Here is a 17,930-nt window from a genome sequence, read left to right as displayed (position 1 = left end):
TAAGCCGGAGGGATGGCAGAGCGGTTGAATGCACCGGTCTTGAAAACCGGCATAGGTTAATAGCCTATCCAGGGTTCGAATCCCTGTCCCTCCGCCACTTATTTCGAAAAGCCCCTGATTCGTCAGGGGCTTTTTTGTTGCCTGAAGATTTTTGACTCACATTTTAACCCACACCTTGCAATTGGCTTTCTTCGAAGCGACTGGGATGCCTATGGAAAGCTCTTCTATCCCTGCAGCGTTCACAGGCATGCCACTGAGTATCCTTTCCCAAAGCTTTACCCGCATGACAGCCCTAAGCTGCTATTCCAAAGATGACACAGGCTACATACATCGCTATTGTGGTCTAAGAATTTTGAATACCTGTCATAGACAGATTTCGACCCTGAGCAGACATGCCGGGAAGTGCAGCAGGCGATCGAGTTTTTAATATGTAGCCTAATGGAAATTAATTTCTAGCAAGGTCATGAGATTGGGATAATTGAAAGGCTGCATTTTCCGGACAAGTATGTCTGCACGTTCATCAAATTATAGTACGCGCCGTCTGATTCGCAGATTGCGGAAGTTTGCACTATGCTGCTTAGTCAGGAAAGAATTTTTATGATTCAAAACTAAGAATATAATGGCCTAACTTAATCCATGTAACACAGTAATGTAGTAAGGTGATTTCTTCCGCTATCCCTTAATTTATCTTTATTAAATTAGTTTCTTTGATTTTAGCGATGCTGTGTGGAAAGATTACTAGATAAGTACTTCCTTGTATTTAATGCTAATAAAGGAAATACGCATGAATGCTACTTCAGAGCAAAGCCTACGATGGGTGTGGTTTATTGATGTAGTGTTTGGCGCAATTGTTGCTCTTGGTATCCAACGTTATGAGCCTGTAGTTCTTGATGCTTGGTCGCAAGGTTTTAATGAATTCGTATTAACGATATTTGTTGGAGTTTCAATATTCTCATTTGTTGTTTACGACATTGCTGTGTATCACGCGCTGGTTAAAAAATTCCCTTTTAATACTTCTTCGCTTAGTTTTTTGCGATTTTATCTAGATTTGGTGATGGCGTTTACTCTCTATCTTGTTCTAGCTAATGCTTTCCAACTTCGCCCAAGCTGGGTAAGTATCATTGCAGCAATTTCATTTTGGCATTTGTCCGCTTCAGCTTGGCACTTATTGGCACAATGCGAGTGTGGAGTTTTTGACGGAATGGCTAGGACGGTTTTACCTCATATATACTTTATTGCTATTTACTGGATAGTAGCTTTTTTCACTATCCAAATAGGTGAAAGGCTGCTTCGTCTTGAAGACGTTGTGTTGACTAATTTATTGTTGATCGTTGTATCTACAACAGTTTTAATTATTTCTTTATTTCGATGGAACCAAGTCATTCGAAAAATTGCTGTAGACGTGGCCTAAGTATGGAGCTCAGCCATGCACCGGGAAAAGGCGAGTGGCGAGGTTATCAAAGTGCCGATTATCTTTTGTCATTTTAGCATCCGCTCCTGGTAGGACGACGACGGCCCGAAATAGGCCGTCGTTTATCCTTCTCAAACTTCTGTCTGTTCTGCCATTTCCAAAGCATCATCTACTTCAATCCCAAGATATCTGACGGTGCTTTCCAGCTTCGTATGACCCAGGAGCAGCTGCACTGCCCTTAAGTTTTTCGTGCGACGATATATCAGCGAAGCTTTTGTACGACGCACCGTGTGCGTGCCATAAATTGACGCATCTAGACCTATTTCGGTGACTCAGGCTTTCACGATACGAGCATATTGGCGTGTTGAAAGATGCTTTGCGCTATTGATGCGGCTGGGAAACAAGAAGTCTTCGTTTCTAAGTTGAGCAAGCTGTATCCAGTCCATTATAGCAATACGCGTTTGCTCGGTTATTTCGAGCTGGACAGGTCGATGCGTTTTTTGCTGCATCACGATGGCTCGTGGGGATATGCACGCACCATGGGCTATATCCCGGACTCGTAAATTGACAAGGTCGCAGCCCCGTAATTTGCTATCGATGGCTAAATTGAAGAGGGCTAGGTCTCTCGTCTTTTTGGCAAGCTGTAGGCGCACACGTATAGCCCAGATATCTCGAAGGCGCAGAGGCGACTTCTGACCAACTAACTTACCTTTATTCCAAGGTGTAGGTGTACAGGAGATTTCAGTCACAACGTTCATGGCATGTTCCTCCATCAGGTGGAGGTCAAAGAATGGCTCAATTCATGCTCGTCATGTGCTAAGGTTAATTTATAGTCGGGGCTCGACCCAAAGAGGTCATTCCTGCAAATGCAGAAGGAGCTCGAATTTAGGCTATACAGCCTAATGATAATTAATAGTCTCAAGGATCATAGGCTTGGGAGAATCTGGCAGGCTGCATTTGCCGGGAAAAAGTGCCAGCGCGTTCATACAATCATAAGAAAAGCAGTTTAATACCTAGCAAACGGGCCCCACTCTCGATCAGGAGGTTGATCTTGTGGAAGGTAATGAGTTAATTGATAAATTGCCGCTTTCAAAGACTTGGTTGGAAGACATCGTCGACGTTCTGATGAACAGGTCGAATGGGGAAGGGGAAATCGAAGCGATCATTCTAGCATTAAGTAAGACTGATCGAGATATTGGTGCCGAAGCAGCATCTACTGTTACAAGAACGATAAACAATTACTGTCGAAATTCCGGTGATACTGAGAAGAAAGCCAAACATGAGATATTTGAGCGAGTCGGCCCTGGGCGATACAAGCTTTTGAACTATCCGTCTCGACCTGATTTTATTGGAATTCAAAAAATTCAGTTTGATGATAGTGGATACCAACAGGCTTGGGACTTTTTTTACAAACTGACTGCGAGCAAAGATAAGAGGTGGAAAAACGTTCCTAAACGTAAAAAGCTTGAAGTGTTTGCAAAAAACCTGCTCACGAACGAAAACCTGCGAAACCTATTGAAAGCTTATGGGGCAGAGCCGCCAGCTATCGTTTAACAACACTCGGACGGGCTTTTCTCCGCTTCGCTTCAAAAAGGCCGCCGGTGCGCTCGGCATTAGGGTGATGCGTGATCCACAAAGGAGGAAGAATGGAAGAACAATCGCAATGCGTAGTGGTTTTTGAAACTGACGGCGGGCCGATAGACGTCGAAACGCTCACTGATTTTCTTTATCACTTCAGGTCGGTTTATGCCGCTGCTGCAATTTCGTTACCCGAGGGTGGGTACGCGCAAGACATTGATGAAGCAAAGCGACTAGCAATGACGCTTCGCACTGATATCCATGGCATTGACTGGCGAGAGATTGCGAAATATGCGCATGCCGGACTCGGTGACAGGACTCTCGGCATAACGGATATACACCGTGAGAATCCTCTGACCATTGTTTTTGCCGGTATATCTATCGCGTTGACCGTCGCAGTTATCCTTTCAGGTGGGCGAGTTGAATTCGGTCCAATCAAGGCTGAGCTTCCCCCTTTGGGAGAAGGGGTTCGTAATCTTCGTGCAGCCTTTGGCCGTCCGCCCCGGCCGGGGAACCGACCTGACCCTAGGGATAGCGGCGGTCCTAGCCCCTAACAAGTTGCTGCACCCGGGGAAATTACTCGCTGCGCTCCCAATTTTCCGGTGAGCAAGGCTTTAGGCAACGGAATTGAGTATGGATCTGACCAGTACCGAGCGAGAAGCCATAGGGTTATGCATCTGCACAGAGGCGGTTAACGAAATAGTTAATCATGCCTTGCTTGACGTCAGAAAAAGCTCGAGATCCGCTGGCGAAGCGCTTGTTTATTTTAAGGATATTGTTCATCGGTCGTTGTTCATTATTCGATTCCTTGATTTCGCCAAAGAAGCTGGAGACAGTCGATTAACCGGCGTTTCTGGATCTTGTGTTGATATTCTCGATGCGGTTTGCACCAATAAGTACCTTGGTATTGATGGCAGCGGTTGCAAACTCGAAGATGCGGTTCAAGAATTGAAAGATTGGTTAAATCAAAAGGCCTCTGTAAAACTTTGGTTGCCCACACTGGATGTGAATGCAGAAATAGAAGTATCAAGAATTGAGTTTTTAAAAATTTCCGGAAACAGTTCAAAGCATAATATTTCAAGATTAACTGGTGTTTCCAAAGGCATTCATAGGATTCTCTCTGATCACGGCTACGACGTTCCTGTTGAGTTGATTCCTCTTGCGTTAGAAGATTTTCAGGAGCATCTGGAACAAAACTATTTTATCTATTATGCAACCTGGATGGCGGAATTGTTAAACGAGGTACGGTGGGGTATTCAGAGATACTTGGAGCCCTTGTTCGCAGTTTCGTACAAATCCGGAAATGATGGGCTGTCCTATCGGTTCGATTATCCAGATGGGATCACTCAGGAGATTGCTAAACAATGGTTTTGGCGCTTGATGAATCACATCAGGTCTGGCCCATATGTAGATCGTTTTCACACTCCCAATAGCCTTAAAGAGCAGAGCTCGCTTGAATGGGAGTTATGAGTCCAGTGCCTAACAAGAACATTCACGGCGACGTCTACTACATTGCTGCTTCGCCTTCATTCCGCAGCCGCGCGTGCTGTTGGTGTTATATCAGCTTCGTCTGAATGACAGCTCTTGGCCGATTTCGGCCAGAAGCGGCAGGACGAGATTGAGCCTGCGCATCGTGGATTCGACCTCGCCGCGAGCGCGAACGTGGGCGAGACTGTAGAGATACTTCGTGCTCAGGAACGGTTGCAGATGTTCGTCGGTGCGTGCCTTTAATTACTCCCCGATATCAGCCTAGCGATTGCCAACGTCCACGCTGACAAGCTCAAGCCACACCAGAAGCGATACCGCGCCGACATGCTTCTGTGAGCATTCCTTCCAGAGGGCCCAGATATTGAGTTGTAGAAGCCAAGGATCGCCTAGCTGTCGCCCTGGTTGATTATCACCAGCACCAAGTGCCACCTGTTATGGCTGAACATGATAGAGTTCAAATCAGTCCAGGTCGCCTCAATGATATGGGTCAGAAATAGGAAAGAGCCTGGCGATTGCGTGTGAGGTGAGGATGTGATCGACCACGATTTTCTTTCCGAAATGCTGCGTAGCGTCCGTCCGTCTGTCCGTCTGTCCGGCGCGGTGTTCTTCGAGGTGGACGCGGCAGCGCCCTGGGTGGCGGCAGCGCCGCCCAAAGAAACAATTTCGCAGACAGTGGTATCTGGCGCGCAGCACGTGATCGACTTCCACGTCATTGTCGAAGGTAGCTGCTGGACAAGGCTGACCAATCCCGACAGCCTGCCGATCAAGCTGGGGCCCGGAAGCGTGGTGGTTTTTCCGCACGGCGACACGCATGTCCTTGCCAGTGAGCCGGGCCTTGATGCGGAGCCGAACCTCGCTGCATTCGATGAGGTCGCGCGCGGGCGCTCGCTGCCGTTCCACATTGACTTCCGGGACGGTGAAGTTGGTACCACTCGGCTTCTGTGTGGCTTCCTCGGCTGTGACGGGGCACCTTTCAATCCGCTGATCTCGGCGCTCCCTCGGGTCATTCATGTACCTAATGGCTACGACGGCTGCGGCGACGGATTCCTTGGACATCTGATCAGCGCCGCTGCGCGTGAGACGGAAGCGACCGACGCTGGCAGCGGCGGGGTTCTGGTCAAGCTGAGTGAGCTCATCTTCATAGAGGTGATCCGGAGGTACGCGGCTTCCCTGCCTTCTAATGCGGATGGCTGGCTCGCCGGTCTGCGCGATCCCGCTGTAGGCAGAGCGCTGCGCCTGTTGCACCGCGATTGCGCCCGCCACTGGACGGTTGCAGAACTCGCGCGCGAGGCGGGAATGTCGCGCACCATTCTTTCAGAGCGATTCACAGCGCTTCTGGGCATACCGCCCATGAGCTATCTCACGAGTTGGCGGATGCAGCGAGCGGCAAGTCTGCTTAGTGCAGGGACGGCAACGCTCGCCCAGATTACGGACGAGATCGGTTATGAGTCCGAGGCCTCGTTCAGCCGTGCCTTCAAGCGGATGACGGGCCTATCACCAGCGCACTGGCGGCAAAGCGCGCGGCATCGCTGACTGCCCCGGAAGAACGCGCCGCCGAGGCTATCTCCAGCGGCACATTATGACCATCACCCGGCCAGCTGTACCTCAGCGTCGGGTATGATGTTCTGGTTGAGACGGAACCGGTTCTCCGGGTCGTAGCAGGCTTTGATTGTTGTGAGTCGGGCATAGTTTGCGCCGTAGGCCTCAGCCACCCGGGCGCTTTCCTCGGCCGGCATGAAGTTGACGTAGACGCCCGCTGAGTAAGGAGCAAGTGCCTCGAAAAGCCCTCGCGCCCAGCCACGGGCTGCGTCGTCCTTTGCCGGATCCTGCCAGCGAGTGTGGATGTTGACCACGTAATGGGGGCGGCGCTGAACGAAGGCGGTCTCATGCGGGGGGACGCGAGACATTGCGCCGCCTATGTGAGCGACAAAAATCTCCGTTTCCGCGTCGGGCAAGCGATCGACGGCCTCGATAAGCGCTTCGACAGCGGTGTCGGGTAATTCAAGCAGGTCGTGGGACTTCCAATAGTTGCGCGCACCGGGTATCAGGAGCGGATCAAAGATCTGCTGGAACTCGACAAAAGGCTGAATGCCCGCCAGAAGCGCGAGTGGGTTTTTGATCGCTCGGAGCGGAGCAATTAAGGCTTCGCCCTCTTCGGGTTCTCCGGCGCAGCAAAACGCCATCAACGCGATACCGGTGCCGTGCGATTCCTCGGGCAGGAAAGGCATCGGCGGCGCATTGCGCACCACCATCCACGTCGTCAACTCCTCCGAACCGCCTTCCATCAGCTCCCGTTGGAGCGCAAAGAGCTCCCGTGCCCGTTCGAGCGGCAGGAAGAGTAGACCGCAAAGCAGGTTGGACCGGACAACCCTTGCCTGGAATTCGAAACGGGTGATAACACCAAAGTTGCCACCTCCACCGCGGATCGCCCAGAAGAGGTCGGGGTTCTCTTCCGCTGTAGCACACAGCCGCGCGCCATCAGCGGTGATGACATCGGCTGCAATCAAGCTATCGATCGTGAGGCCGTGCGCACGCGTTAGCCAACCAAAGCCGCCGCCGAGCGTGAGGCCTGCAATGCCGGTCGTCGAGTTTATGCCGACGGGTACAGCAAGTCCGTAGGGCATGGTCGCCGCATCAAGAGCGGCTAGCGTGGCGCCGGGCCCCACCTGGACGCGGTGTGTCGCAGGATTCACGTCGACGTTGTTCATCGCGGAGAGGTCAATCATCAGGCCGCCCTCCGTAACCGCATTCCCCGCAATATTGTGCCCGCCACCTTTGATGGAGATGAGCGCATCGGTCTGGCGTGCGAAGTTCACTACTGCTGCGACATCATTGGCATCGTCGCAACACGCGATCAGAGCGGGCCGATTGTCAATCATCGCATTCCAGACGCAGCGGGCCGTGTCGTAGCCCTCATCGCCAGGCAGCAGCAGTGGGCCGGTCATATCAGCGCGCAGCGCCGAAATCATCTTGGCCGGAAGGCTTCGTGTTCCGCCGTCGAGTGTCTTCAAAATAAAATCGGTCATGGCTTTGATCCTTTTGGAGAGTATGAACCGGCTGCCGCGCTGCCCGCCGTAAGGGCGGGGAGCCACCGTAGATCCCTCTTTCGAGGGCACGCCATAAGCATACGAGCCGGCCGCATTACCAGGAATTGCCATGCGTCCGGATGAAACTGCCGTTCGTCCGGAATAGCAGGAATTGAGAGTCAACCTGCTCAGGTTGGTCACTATCAGAAGGGCCAAATCACTCTGTCCGAACGATACGCGCTGCAGGCAATAAGTCAGGTCAAGTCCACGGTCGGTATGAAAGCTGTTCTGCGGGGCTGAGGTAACGGTGGAAGAGGGTTAAAGTAACAAATAGTTTATTTGTTATATGAAAATATCTTGAGTATTTAGAGTAATTCAAATATTTACTGCGGGCAGGTGGGGGCATCTTTTGTGCTAGAGAAACCTAAATGGGTAAACCAGGCTGTTGCATTACCTCCGGTATTATCGCCATCGCTCATTAAAGCAATGCCATCAATATGGCTAGGACCGCTTCCAAAGAGTTCAGCGAAGTCAGCACGTACATCGCGAACTTCAGCTACCCAATCGCCCATACGATTTTCACCGCTTTGTAGAGCGATTAGCTGTGCTCGTTGCGTAAACGCATTGGGCCAGGTAGCGCCCTGGGGTTGGGTGGAAGCCCACACATAGTTCACCGACTCCACCTGCCAAGGCAAAAGTCCCGTTTTACGTGCAACATAAACGCGAGCAGGGTAGTCATCGCCAGCTTTAGTAGTTTCGTCCAACCCTGGGTAGGTAGTGCTTATTTGCCAGCACCAATGCAGATAAGGCGTTTTATTTAAGTCGATTTCACGTTCAAGGTAGCGGGCAGATGCTTGGCCTTGGGATTTGGCTTCTAATACACGACGGCCTGATTTTTCAACGATAGCGTATCGGGTTTCACCCTCAAAGCTGCGGGTGGGCCAAGTCATGATCTGGTTAGGGCTGAAATACACTTCCTGGGCGAGTGCCGCCCCTATAAACGGTGAACCGCATATACTAGCCACTAGTATCAAAACCGCATTGCTACGATTAATACGGGGCATGATGATCGCCTTTATCGTTTGATGTCCGAGGTATATCGGGGTGGTGGTCGCCGATCTTGTGTAGCAAATTAAACTGGCGGGCACAGGTGCGACAGGCCCTGCACATTGAGAGATGAAACCGTAGCGCGGTGCTTTCTCGAAAGGTGAGCGCTCTATCCTGTTTGAATGACATTAAGCGCGTTGCTTCACGACACATCATCATATGCGTAACCCTTTCAACAAGTTCAGTGTCATTCAATGCACGCCTATGAAAGTAAGGCCAATAGATGTTTAAACGCCTAACATTCTATGCCTTGTAAGCTAATTTCCTTACAAAATGAGGCGTTAACTTTGTCTAGCGGTAGGATAGATAGCTTTTCTTCGCATCTTTGCCATTACGTTAACCAGCCCTTTTCAATACAGCCACGTAGTCTCAAGCGAGCACGATGCAATATCACCCAACAGTTTGCATCGCTAAGCGTTAATGCTTCACAAATCTCTTGGGTGGTCATCCCCATTAATTCTCGCATGGTGAAAACCTGGGCAATATTAGCCGGTAGCACCATTAAACAGGTGTCGAGTAATCGCCAAAACGCCGCATTTTCGAGCATCTGGTCGGGCTCGCCCCAAGGAAAGGGTTTGCTGACAGCTTGCCAGCGCCCATTCTCTTTAAATAGATTTTCAAACGAATCCTCATCGCTTAGTTCTTCGTCTTGCCAAGCGAGGTAACGCCGCTCATGACGGAATCGTTCCAGTATTTTATTTTTTAAAATACCAAACACCCACGTTTCAAACGCTGAACGCCCCGAAAAGGTCTGATGCTTCTCTAATGCGGTGACCAGTGTATCCTGCACCGCATCTTCGGCGGCGGTATTATCGCGCAACTGCAAGCGTGCGAAGGCGACAAGCTTGGGCCGCAGCGTAGCAATGTGCTCTTCAGTCGAGTGCGTGGCAGTCATCACAGCAAAGTCCTTGGGTAAAGGTGGGGGCGATGTCGGCAAGCAGCTAATCAGTCTGTGGCCGCCAGGCGACCACATATACACACGTGCCTTATGACGCCGGAGCTTCCCAAGCTAATGGCTTAAGTTCTTCATTAAGCGGTGTACCAGCAACATGGTTGGTGTAGTTGGAAAGTGTTTTCAGAGCACAGCCAATCACCAGCTCAAGCACATGTTGTTGAGTAAAGCCTGCCTCAATAAATGCATCCAGCTCGGTTTGCTCAGCCCAGCCCCGCTGTGCGTTTAAATGGCGGGCAAAGCGCGTTACAGCAGCCAGTTTGGCATCGTTAGGTGTATTCCGAGCGCGTAAATCTTTGATGATCTCGTCATCGGCACCGGCTTTCTTAATTCCTCCGGTATGCGCTGCAACACAAAATTCGCAGTGGTTATCAGCGCTAATAGCGAGCAAAGCGGCTTGCTGTTCAACAGGGCTGAGGCTGGTTTTGGCATAAATACCATCAAGCGCTAGATAGGCTTCGAGTAGCATCGGTGCTTCCGCCATTTTGGCGAAGATATTAGGCAAAAAGCCCATCTTCTTTTCTGCAGCTTGAAGGTTCGCTTGAGCCTCTTTAGGTGCACTTTCAGCGGTATGTAGTGGAAAATCAGCCACATCCAACTCCTTCTGAGTAATAAGTGATTGTCTAAGTTACGTATTTAACTGACCTAAATGATTATGGAACAATCGGTTCATAAATGGCAATGGTGATGACAAAAAAAGCAAAAAGAAGCGTAAGGAGAACGTGAGGACGTTCTCTCATATAGCGAAACAACAAATAAAAACCTTTAGATACTGAGGTGAACCTCATGTCGCTAACTAAACAAAAACGCTGTGATTTGCTGAATAGGCTTCGTCGCCAGGTTCGTTACACCGCACCCGTATTGGCGCTTTTGGCAGGCGGTGTCGCGCTGGGCGTTTCGGCCAATGAGCAAAACGTATTTGCAAACGATCAATCGGCTACAAGTGGACTAAACCACGATCGACGTTAAGTAAAAGATGCGGGCGCTGCAGTCGCAAATCGAAGGGCTTGAAGCCGAAAGCTAGGCCGGTCAGCGCAGCGTAGTTAATTTCGATCTCCTGAAGTCTTTTTGCCTCTTAGTCCCGCTTAGAGATTGCAAAGACACTTTCTTCTATAGGAGTGATTAGCGCAGTTATATTGAATGCTCTAGTGTTACTGACAAGCTGGCGTAAAACATGGCCTTCATTCTCATGATGGATATAGGTGTACCGAAATGTCCCTACAAACGCTAAAAGCAGAACCGCGCATTATTTTCTTTGATGTCATTGAAACTGTTTTTTCTCTGGCACCGCTTGGAGATAAACTGACTGAGTTAAACCTGCCCGCCGGTACGGATCGACTTTTTTTCGCACAGCTGCTGAGAGATGCTTTCGCTCTCTCGGCCAGCGGCGTCTTCCAGCCCTTTCCAGACATCGCCAAAGGGACACTAACGGTACTGCTGCACAGCCTTGGTCGCGAAGCCGATGAAACCACGTTGAAGGAAATTTTGGGAATTTTCTCCCAGCTCCCCGCCCATCAAGATGTCAAACCCGCGCTTGAAAGGGCGAAAAACTCAGAGTGCCAGGCCGTCCTGCTCACTAATGGCTCCCGCGCCAATACAGAGAAGTTAGTACGCGACAACGGCATAGAACATCTGGTTGACGATATTGTATCGGTGGAGGATTTCAGCATCTGGAAGCCGCAAACAGAACTTTACCGCCTGGCAGCATTGAAATACTCATGCGCCCCAGCGAATGCTCTGCTGGTAGCTGCCCATGCCTGGGATGTCCACGGCGCGATCCAGGCCGGGTTTCATGGCATTTGGATTCAACGTCATGAGTCGTTCTATCATCCCTTAATGGGTAACCCTGATGGGCAGGTTACCAGCTTGGTCGATGCAGTGGATCTTGGGGTTCAACGGCTCCAGTGAACATCGGCACGCAGCAACGGTTTATTGTCACTCGGCGCGGCACACCAAACAATCCCAAGGGCGGCAAACAGCCAGTCTAACGTGAGATATTTAAGCTCCGGCCACTCGCCCGGAGCTTGATTTAAATCTGCCTGGGAATAGGTTAACCCAAATTTTTTTTGATAATTTATTATTTTCGAAATCGGCCTGGATGGTTTGCATCGCCACGGTGACGCCTAATTAAAAAGTTCTAGCCGATGCCGCGAGGCGGGTAATTCTTGTCCTGGATAGTCGCAATACCCATCTTGATCATTTCCAAATTGGGACGGCAGAAAGGCGCGCTAGAGATTTCCGCAAAATGTAGTCCACCATCCGGGCGAATGAAAAACAGCCCCGGTTCGGCAAAAGGTTGATCGGTCTCTGTACTATCCAAGGGGGTAGAGATATATAGACCTAAGTCACGCGCCTGATCAATACCAAGGCCGTACGCGACGTCGAAATTTAAGCCTACTTCATCGGCAAATTTTTTGGCTTTTTCCTCAGGGTCGGTAGAGACCGCAACGATCTGCACATTCATATTGTCGAAGTCGGCTTTCATATCATTGATCTGGCCAAGGTATTTTTTGCAGATGGGGCAGTGAAGACCCCGGTACATAACCAGCATCTGCCATTGGCCTTGCGGTGGCTGTCCTAGCGTCACCGTCTCACCAGTAACGGTCTTTAAAGCAATAGCCGGAAAGGTTGCGTCGATTTTAGCGTGTGCTGACATCGTGTAACTCCTTTTAACGTGTGGCCCCTAACAGATTGTTTGTAAAAGGGACATTGAGTGGACACCTCAATACGTGGAAGATTCCGGTTCACGTACAGTAGCTATAGTCGATACGTTGCTACTCGTCGAAAGATTAAGTACCAGGCCCGCATTCCAAGCAGGGATCGACGTCGGTGTCGGCCTTTATCATTTTTCCGTACAAGTCTCTTAGCGCAGTACGCACCCCTTCCTCTATCACCGGGTGGTAGAACGGCATCGCCAGCATAGTGGAGACTGTAAGGCGTTGCTGAGCGGCCCAGGCCAAGAGGTGGCCAATATGTTCAGCGGCGGGGCCAAACATCTCGGCGCCCACGAACAAACCGCTATTGCGCTCTGCATAGACTTTTAATATTCCTCGGTTTTTTCCTAACACCTTGCTTCGCCCCTGATCTTCAAACGAGCTTTTGCCCACAACATAGTTCTCGCGTTCGGCTGCCGACATGCGGCCAATGGAGAGGCCCACGCTGGTTATCTGTGGGTTGCAGAAGACTACGGAAAAGGGCACCTTCCTTTCAGCGGGGATCACGTCAGGGTAACGGCCCGCATTGTCCCCGGCGATTCGGCCTTCATGAGCCGCTTCGTGAAGAACGGGTGCCTGTTGATTAGCATCACCTACCAAGAAAACCGGGCTGTTTCCACACTGTAGGGTCGATGACTCGTTCAGTGGCACCCCATTGTCATCAAGAGCTAGCCCGCTGTTGTGCAGCGCCAGCGCGTTAAGATTAGGCGAACGACCGGTCGCCACCAGGACATAGTCAAATAGCTCCGTCAGCGCGCCCTTGTCGCGATCAACAAAGCTAATGGAAACTCCATCCTCAACTGAGGAAACATCGGTCACCTCTGAGCGAGTGTCGAGATAGAACTCCTCGTTAAAACATTGTTCGGCATAATCGCGTATTTCCTGGTCAGCTAAGCCGCCAAGAGACCCACTTCGGCCAAACATGCGCACGCGAACACCTAGGCGACTCAGTGCCTGTCCCAATTCCAAGCCGACTATGCCGGTTCCAAACACTGCCACCGATGCGGGCAGATTAGGCAATTCGAACAGGCTGTCATTCACCAGCAGCCGTTTGCCCAACCCCTGAAACATATCGGGAATAGTAGGACTCGACCCGGTGGCAATCACGATTCGACCCGCCTTGATTTCAATACCTTCACCGACCGCCAGCCTGCCCGGTGAGATGAAGCGGACACGACCTACCAGTTTGTGGGCGGAGGGGATAGCGTCAACTGTTGCCAGTACCGATTCGACAAATTTATTCCTTTCCTTGCGCACGCGCTCAAGGACTTTCTCGCCATTGACCACGATCTTCCCGACCTGAATCCCAAACAGTCCTGTGTTAGCTGCATCATGGGCACTCTCCGCCGCTGCGATCAGCAACTTGCTGGGCATGCAACCTACCCGGGCGCACGTCGTCCCATAGTGGCTGCCTTCGATCAGCAACAGATTGTCGGTATGCTTGCGCGCGGCGTTATAGGCGGTGAGACCCGCTGTACCGGCCCCTATAATGGCAACATCTACTTTTCTTGTAGCCATCTCATCGTCTCCCAATATAGCCATTCAACAGGTGTTATGTATTTAACAGTAGAACGTCTGGCCACATTGAAACGCCAACGTTAAATTATTTTATGCTGACTAAAATCGGGGGAGACCACATCACAACGGATTAAGCGTGCTGCAAACCGTTAACCGGCTTCGGCACCGCCTTCTCCTTCGCCTTCCATCTCTTCTTCATCCTCACCTTCAGCGCCGCCTTCCGCCAGCATCATGGGTGTTTCATGCAACGAGGTGATTCCTTCGGTGGGCTCGTCTGCTTGGGCTTGAAAAGCAAGACCGCATGAGGCGGCTTGTGACCGTGAGCGCGGCGTTGCCGGGAATATGGTTCATCATCCGGCTGGGGGAGGTCGACTTGAACGTTGCTCTGGGCGGCATACCGGCGACCCAGGCCGCCTGCCAGTCCCGTTCATTTCCCTCTTTCTACCCCTTAGATTGCAGCGTCTGGCGGAAAAAAAGATCCTGCTCGGCATGGCGCTGACCGCTTAACCAGAAGGTTGGCGCTGGCTCAGACGAGTGTGGTGTGGAAGGGGGCATGAAAGAGCTCCTGCTTTATTGTTCTCACGTTCAGTGTGACTGCTTTCAAAATACTTACAGTGTCACGAAGATTATTCATTTTGGACGTTCGTTCATCCATCGATAACGGCGTGAATGAAGACAGCTTCCGAGAAGCACGCATTCCTGGCAGCCGCTATACCCGTTACACCGATGATGCAGGCTGGCAGCAACAGGGCTATGACGTTGCCACGGGCGACCCTGATGCCTTTGATGCGACGAATTTCGAAGCTTCTTTACGTGACCAGCTAGTGGCAAGCACGGAAGAGGTAGACGCAGCACGAGAAGAACAAGCGCAGTTGGTCGACGTGCGTCCGTCTGACTATTTTTCTGGTGAGAATAAATCACCCGCCGCGCGAGTGGCAGGAACGATTCCAGGGGCGCGAAGTCTACCGCACCAAAGCCACTTAAATGTTCAAAACGGTGCGTACTACCTGGATGTCGATGGTCTGCAGTCACGCATTAACCAAGCCGACCTAGACAGACGTGAGCGCACCATCGCTTTTTGCAATACCGGGCATTGGGCAGCGACCGACTGGTTTGTACTTAGCGAGGTGGCCGGATTTGAGAATATCGCCATGTACGATGGTCCAATGGCGGCCTGGACCATCAGCGATTCCCGCCCGGTACAGCTTGCCCGTGAAGGCATTAAGCAGGTGCGTGAGCTGCTTAATTAAGCGTTCCTCTCCAATGCCCGGTGGATCAATGCAGGTATTTTTTGGGTGAAGGAAAAGCGCATACAGCAAGCGGTACAGTCAATATGATACATTAGGCAGCTAATCAGTTAGATAGGTAGTGGGGTGAATACATGAGCGTTGGAAGACCGATGCAGCATCAACCAGAGGCGGCATTAAGTGCTGCCATGCATTCGTTTTGGCGTTCGGGATATCACCATACATCGCTACGTGATCTGTTAGAGGCCATGAGTATTTCGCGCAGTAGCCTTTATCATCTCTATGGTAATAAAGAGACGCTATTCACGAAGGCGCTTGCACGTTATCGTGAACAGTTGCTGGCTCAACTTACTTCCTCACTGGCACAAGAAAAGAGTGCTTGGTGTTTTATAGAACGCCTTCTGATGCGCACTGCCGAGCAGGCGGAAAGCGAGCAAGCCGCCTTGGGCTGCTTGATTTTTAACTCCGCGACCGAGTTGGGAAGTCAAAGCTCGCCAGAAGCCGAGGCCAGCAAGCAGAGCGTACAAGCGATTACCGCATTTTTTGTGACGGTCATTGAAAAAGCACAGGAGGAAGGTTCTATTCCTGCCCAGCGTGACCCTCAAAGCTCAGCACATTTCTTAACGCTTTCAATCTCTGGGCTGCGGATGTTGCTAAAAAGTGGCGCTAGCCAGCAGCAGGCAACGCTTCAGGTGTCACATATTTTGCGCGGCTTAGTTTGATTTTTATTAAGTAAGTGTTCGCTTTATTGAATCTTATACAAAATGTTATTGTGCAATGACGGTTAAATGCTATTTATGTGCTGTTAAATAAATCATTTGATAATGATAATTTCAGTGGATTATTTATCGTTTTACATAACTTGCCCAGTCCTGCATCACATCCCGCCTTTCTTCGAAAAGATCGCCACACCGATAGGCGGCTTCGACTAGGTTTTCAATAGTTTGAGCAAGTGCCATTTCTGCTACGTCCCTAGGATAAGAACCTTCAAAGCTTTAGAAGAATTGCCCAGCTAACGCTAGTATGTATCGAGTCATACAAAGAAGCTTGAAAGGACACAAATGCAGAACTTAGTTGATATTCCCGCAACACTCCAAGCGACCACCGAGCTAACACAGCGAACGCCTGCTAAACAGGGCAACAGCTCAGGCATTGCTGTTGTCGACAGCGCTGCACAGCTAGAGCAGCTTAACGGCCCAAAGATGGCCATGCTGCTGGGTTATCGAGAAGGATCAACTAAAGGCGGTGGCACGTTCATTTATCAGCCGGAAGGAGCGGGGCTACGCATCGGTGAATGGCTATTACAGCCTGGCCAAACGGTAACACCCTACCATTTTGGTGCTTTAGAGAGCGGATTGGATAACGATAGCGGTGAAGCGCTGCAACGGTTCTTTGATTTCTGTGCCGCTCCATCGGCGCGAGACTATCAGATACACGGAAGCGGTTCCTTTGGCACATCTCTCCCGTTAATCGCAGCGAACATGGGCTACGTATATGGTTTTGATATGTCTATCCAGGGGCTCGCACCGATGGATGATGTACTCACAATTAAAACGTGTCGCGGCAGTATTTGGGTAGGAAAGCTAAATATTAAAGTTTCTCACGATCAATGGCTAAGTAAACGCGTCGGCGTGAATGGTGTGCGCATTGAGGATAGTCGTGGTGCCAAGCTCTGCAACTTTCATGTAAGCCGTGGTTCTGGCTGGGGTGTTTACTTTGGTGCAGGTAACAACAACATGTGTACGGTAGGGGATGTGTTCGCTACTGACATGGGGGCTACAGGTAAGACGAGTCGATCTCATTTAGTCAGGTCGATGAGTTTTTCTGACAACGACAAAAACACGATCCATCAATATACCGACATCATGTTGTCGCCGGAGTCGGTTATACCAAGTGATGCCCACCTGATACGCTTTGCATTTTGGGTTTCTGCTATCGGCGAGGTGTATAAAATTAGGGAAGTGGATCGAGAAACAAACGCGATTCGCGTTTACCCAAGAGTACCGGATGCTGAAAAAGCGGTAGGGGATAATCACCTAGTATTCGGTGGGGCGGTTTGTTGCTACTCCGGTGGGCATACAGCGAAGGCTAAGTTGGGGCATGTATCAGCGATGCGAAGCGGTATTGGCCTATGGTTGACGGGCCAATCTTCCGCTAATGTTGAAGGCTACACAGGCCAATTCTGTGGCATTGACATGGTGCTAGGCTCAAATCCCGAGAATTCCTTCGGTGGCAGCTTTATTGGCTCCGTTTATTTTGAAGCGTCTGAGTTTGCTGATCTTATCCATGCAAACCAAACACGGTCTTTCTCGAATGGGACCATATTTGGATCGTCCGCTGGACTGGATACCCGCGGATGGCGCAGCCTAAGCCCTAAAGGCTCTGACTGGACGCCAGGTAATACAGAGAAGCAATACCTGCCCATTTCGTTTATGGATGGTGGCTATTTATGGGGCCAAGGCAGCGGCGATGAGCTTAGCCGTGACTCTGGCAGATATACGGTAACAGCATCCAGTCGCAGCGGCGTAACGACAGCCATTCAACCCACACGTCATACCACCGAGCTTCATCTCAGGACTAGCGACGATGCTGAGAAGTTCGTGGGCATACTGCCTATTACGGTTCATCTGTATGGGCGACAAGGATTGAAAGGATCCTATCACCGTTCCATGCCCGTCACCTGCGAGGAAGGATACACGATCAATGGTGAACCTGGACCGCTGCACGTACCCAACTACGATGCACCTATTACGCTGCATGCCCTTCTTGAGCGCGGCAAAAACTGGATCGTGACATTCACCGAGCATCAAACGCTTTAAAACAAGACGACTTCGAAAAGTTTTTCGTTGGGTATCCCGGATAGAGCAAGACCGAGAAAGAAGAACCTAA

The 17,930-nt window shown here is 50.7% G+C and carries 18 protein-coding genes and 1 tRNA gene; 11 read left to right on the top strand and 8 right to left on the bottom strand.

Annotated features, from left to right (window positions below; translation table 11 throughout):
* Window positions 1–6: 6 nt before the first annotated feature.
* Together ACW44H_RS10055 and ACW44H_RS10050 are read left to right on the top strand one after the other, a co-directional pair.
* Window positions 7–97 (top strand) — tRNA-Ser (locus ACW44H_RS10055).
* A 687-nt stretch (window positions 98–784) separates the two neighbouring features.
* Window positions 785–1,411: a hypothetical protein gene (locus ACW44H_RS10050; RefSeq protein ID WP_457504321.1), complete on the top strand. Its 627-nt coding sequence runs from the start codon at window positions 785–787 to the stop codon at window positions 1,409–1,411.
* Between the two features lie 332 nt (window positions 1,412–1,743).
* Here ACW44H_RS10050 and ACW44H_RS10045 read toward each other — a convergent pair whose 3' ends face one another.
* Window positions 1,744–2,169 (bottom strand): tyrosine-type recombinase/integrase, encoded by a 426-nt coding sequence (locus ACW44H_RS10045; RefSeq protein WP_457504320.1) that lies wholly within the window; start codon window positions 2,167–2,169, stop codon window positions 1,744–1,746.
* A gap of 295 nt (window positions 2,170–2,464) precedes the next feature.
* Between ACW44H_RS10045 and ACW44H_RS10040 the strand changes: the two genes are divergently transcribed.
* The 4 genes from ACW44H_RS10040 to ACW44H_RS10025 all read left to right on the top strand — a co-directional run bounded on the left by ACW44H_RS10040 (window position 2,465) and on the right by ACW44H_RS10025 (window position 6,010).
* Window positions 2,465–2,965, top strand: a complete 501-nt coding sequence (locus tag ACW44H_RS10040) for a hypothetical protein (protein ID WP_457504318.1) — start codon at window positions 2,465–2,467, stop codon at window positions 2,963–2,965.
* Between the two features lie 92 nt (window positions 2,966–3,057).
* A complete protein-coding gene (locus ACW44H_RS10035) occupies window positions 3,058–3,543 on the top strand; it encodes a hypothetical protein (protein ID WP_457504316.1) in 486 nt (161 codons plus the stop codon).
* A gap of 79 nt (window positions 3,544–3,622) precedes the next feature.
* Complete coding sequence (locus tag ACW44H_RS10030) at window positions 3,623–4,459, top strand: hypothetical protein (RefSeq protein WP_457504314.1); 837 nt, start codon at window positions 3,623–3,625, stop codon at window positions 4,457–4,459.
* A gap of 549 nt (window positions 4,460–5,008) precedes the next feature.
* Window positions 5,009–6,010 (top strand): AraC family transcriptional regulator, encoded by a 1,002-nt coding sequence (locus ACW44H_RS10025; protein ID WP_457504312.1) that lies wholly within the window; start codon window positions 5,009–5,011, stop codon window positions 6,008–6,010.
* Window positions 6,011–6,063: 53 nt separating this feature from the next.
* Here ACW44H_RS10025 and ACW44H_RS10020 read toward each other — a convergent pair whose 3' ends face one another.
* The 5 genes from ACW44H_RS10020 to ACW44H_RS10000 form a co-directional block, all read right to left on the bottom strand.
* Window positions 6,064–7,503, bottom strand: coding sequence for an FAD-binding oxidoreductase (locus tag ACW44H_RS10020; RefSeq protein WP_457504310.1), 1,440 nt, complete (start codon window positions 7,501–7,503; stop codon window positions 6,064–6,066).
* Window positions 7,504–7,886: 383 nt separating this feature from the next.
* Complete coding sequence (locus ACW44H_RS10015; RefSeq protein WP_457504308.1) at window positions 7,887–8,567, bottom strand: DUF3047 domain-containing protein; 681 nt, start codon at window positions 8,565–8,567, stop codon at window positions 7,887–7,889.
* Complete coding sequence (locus ACW44H_RS10010; RefSeq protein ID WP_457508997.1) at window positions 8,554–8,739, bottom strand: zf-HC2 domain-containing protein; 186 nt, start codon at window positions 8,737–8,739, stop codon at window positions 8,554–8,556. The genes ACW44H_RS10015 and ACW44H_RS10010 overlap by 14 nt, the downstream gene beginning before the upstream one ends.
* Before the next feature lie 202 nt (window positions 8,740–8,941).
* Window positions 8,942–9,505, bottom strand: a complete 564-nt coding sequence (locus tag ACW44H_RS10005; protein ID WP_457508995.1) for a sigma-70 family RNA polymerase sigma factor — start codon at window positions 9,503–9,505, stop codon at window positions 8,942–8,944.
* Between the two features lie 91 nt (window positions 9,506–9,596).
* Window positions 9,597–10,154, bottom strand: coding sequence for a carboxymuconolactone decarboxylase family protein (locus ACW44H_RS10000; protein ID WP_457504306.1), 558 nt, complete (start codon window positions 10,152–10,154; stop codon window positions 9,597–9,599).
* Window positions 10,155–10,348: 194 nt separating this feature from the next.
* On the opposite strand from ACW44H_RS10000, the gene ACW44H_RS09995 reads away from it, so the two are divergent.
* Both ACW44H_RS09995 and ACW44H_RS09990 read left to right on the top strand, forming a co-directional pair.
* Entirely contained in the window at window positions 10,349–10,531 is a 183-nt protein-coding gene (locus tag ACW44H_RS09995) for a hypothetical protein (RefSeq protein ID WP_113267795.1), read from the top strand.
* Between the two features lie 243 nt (window positions 10,532–10,774).
* Complete coding sequence (locus ACW44H_RS09990; RefSeq protein ID WP_457504305.1) at window positions 10,775–11,470, top strand: haloacid dehalogenase type II; 696 nt, start codon at window positions 10,775–10,777, stop codon at window positions 11,468–11,470.
* Between the two features lie 229 nt (window positions 11,471–11,699).
* Here the strand turns inward: ACW44H_RS09990 and ACW44H_RS09985 are convergent, their stop codons facing one another.
* Window positions 11,700–12,218, bottom strand: a complete 519-nt coding sequence (locus ACW44H_RS09985; protein ID WP_457504304.1) for a peroxiredoxin-like family protein — start codon at window positions 12,216–12,218, stop codon at window positions 11,700–11,702.
* 133 nt (window positions 12,219–12,351) lie between these two features.
* Window positions 12,352–13,794, bottom strand: coding sequence for a dihydrolipoyl dehydrogenase (locus ACW44H_RS09980; RefSeq protein WP_457504303.1), 1,443 nt, complete (start codon window positions 13,792–13,794; stop codon window positions 12,352–12,354).
* A 635-nt stretch (window positions 13,795–14,429) separates the two neighbouring features.
* On the opposite strand from ACW44H_RS09980, the gene ACW44H_RS09975 reads away from it, so the two are divergent.
* The 3 genes from ACW44H_RS09975 to ACW44H_RS09965 all read left to right on the top strand — a co-directional run bounded on the left by ACW44H_RS09975 (window position 14,430) and on the right by ACW44H_RS09965 (window position 17,860).
* Window positions 14,430–15,044 carry a sulfurtransferase gene (locus tag ACW44H_RS09975; RefSeq protein WP_457504301.1) on the top strand — a complete coding sequence of 205 codons (615 nt, stop codon included), beginning with the start codon at window positions 14,430–14,432 and terminating at the stop codon, window positions 15,042–15,044.
* A gap of 131 nt (window positions 15,045–15,175) precedes the next feature.
* Window positions 15,176–15,763, top strand: a complete 588-nt coding sequence (locus ACW44H_RS09970) for a TetR/AcrR family transcriptional regulator (RefSeq protein ID WP_457504299.1) — start codon at window positions 15,176–15,178, stop codon at window positions 15,761–15,763.
* 339 nt (window positions 15,764–16,102) lie between these two features.
* Entirely contained in the window at window positions 16,103–17,860 is a 1,758-nt protein-coding gene (locus tag ACW44H_RS09965) for a hypothetical protein (protein ID WP_457504297.1), read from the top strand.
* The last annotated feature ends 70 nt before the right edge of the window (window positions 17,861–17,930 follow it).

It is taken from the genome of Vreelandella sulfidaeris Esulfide1 (genome assembly GCF_054072535.1).
The sequence above is the reverse complement of the archived record's forward strand: the minus strand, read 5'-3'. Positions and strand labels throughout refer to the sequence as shown.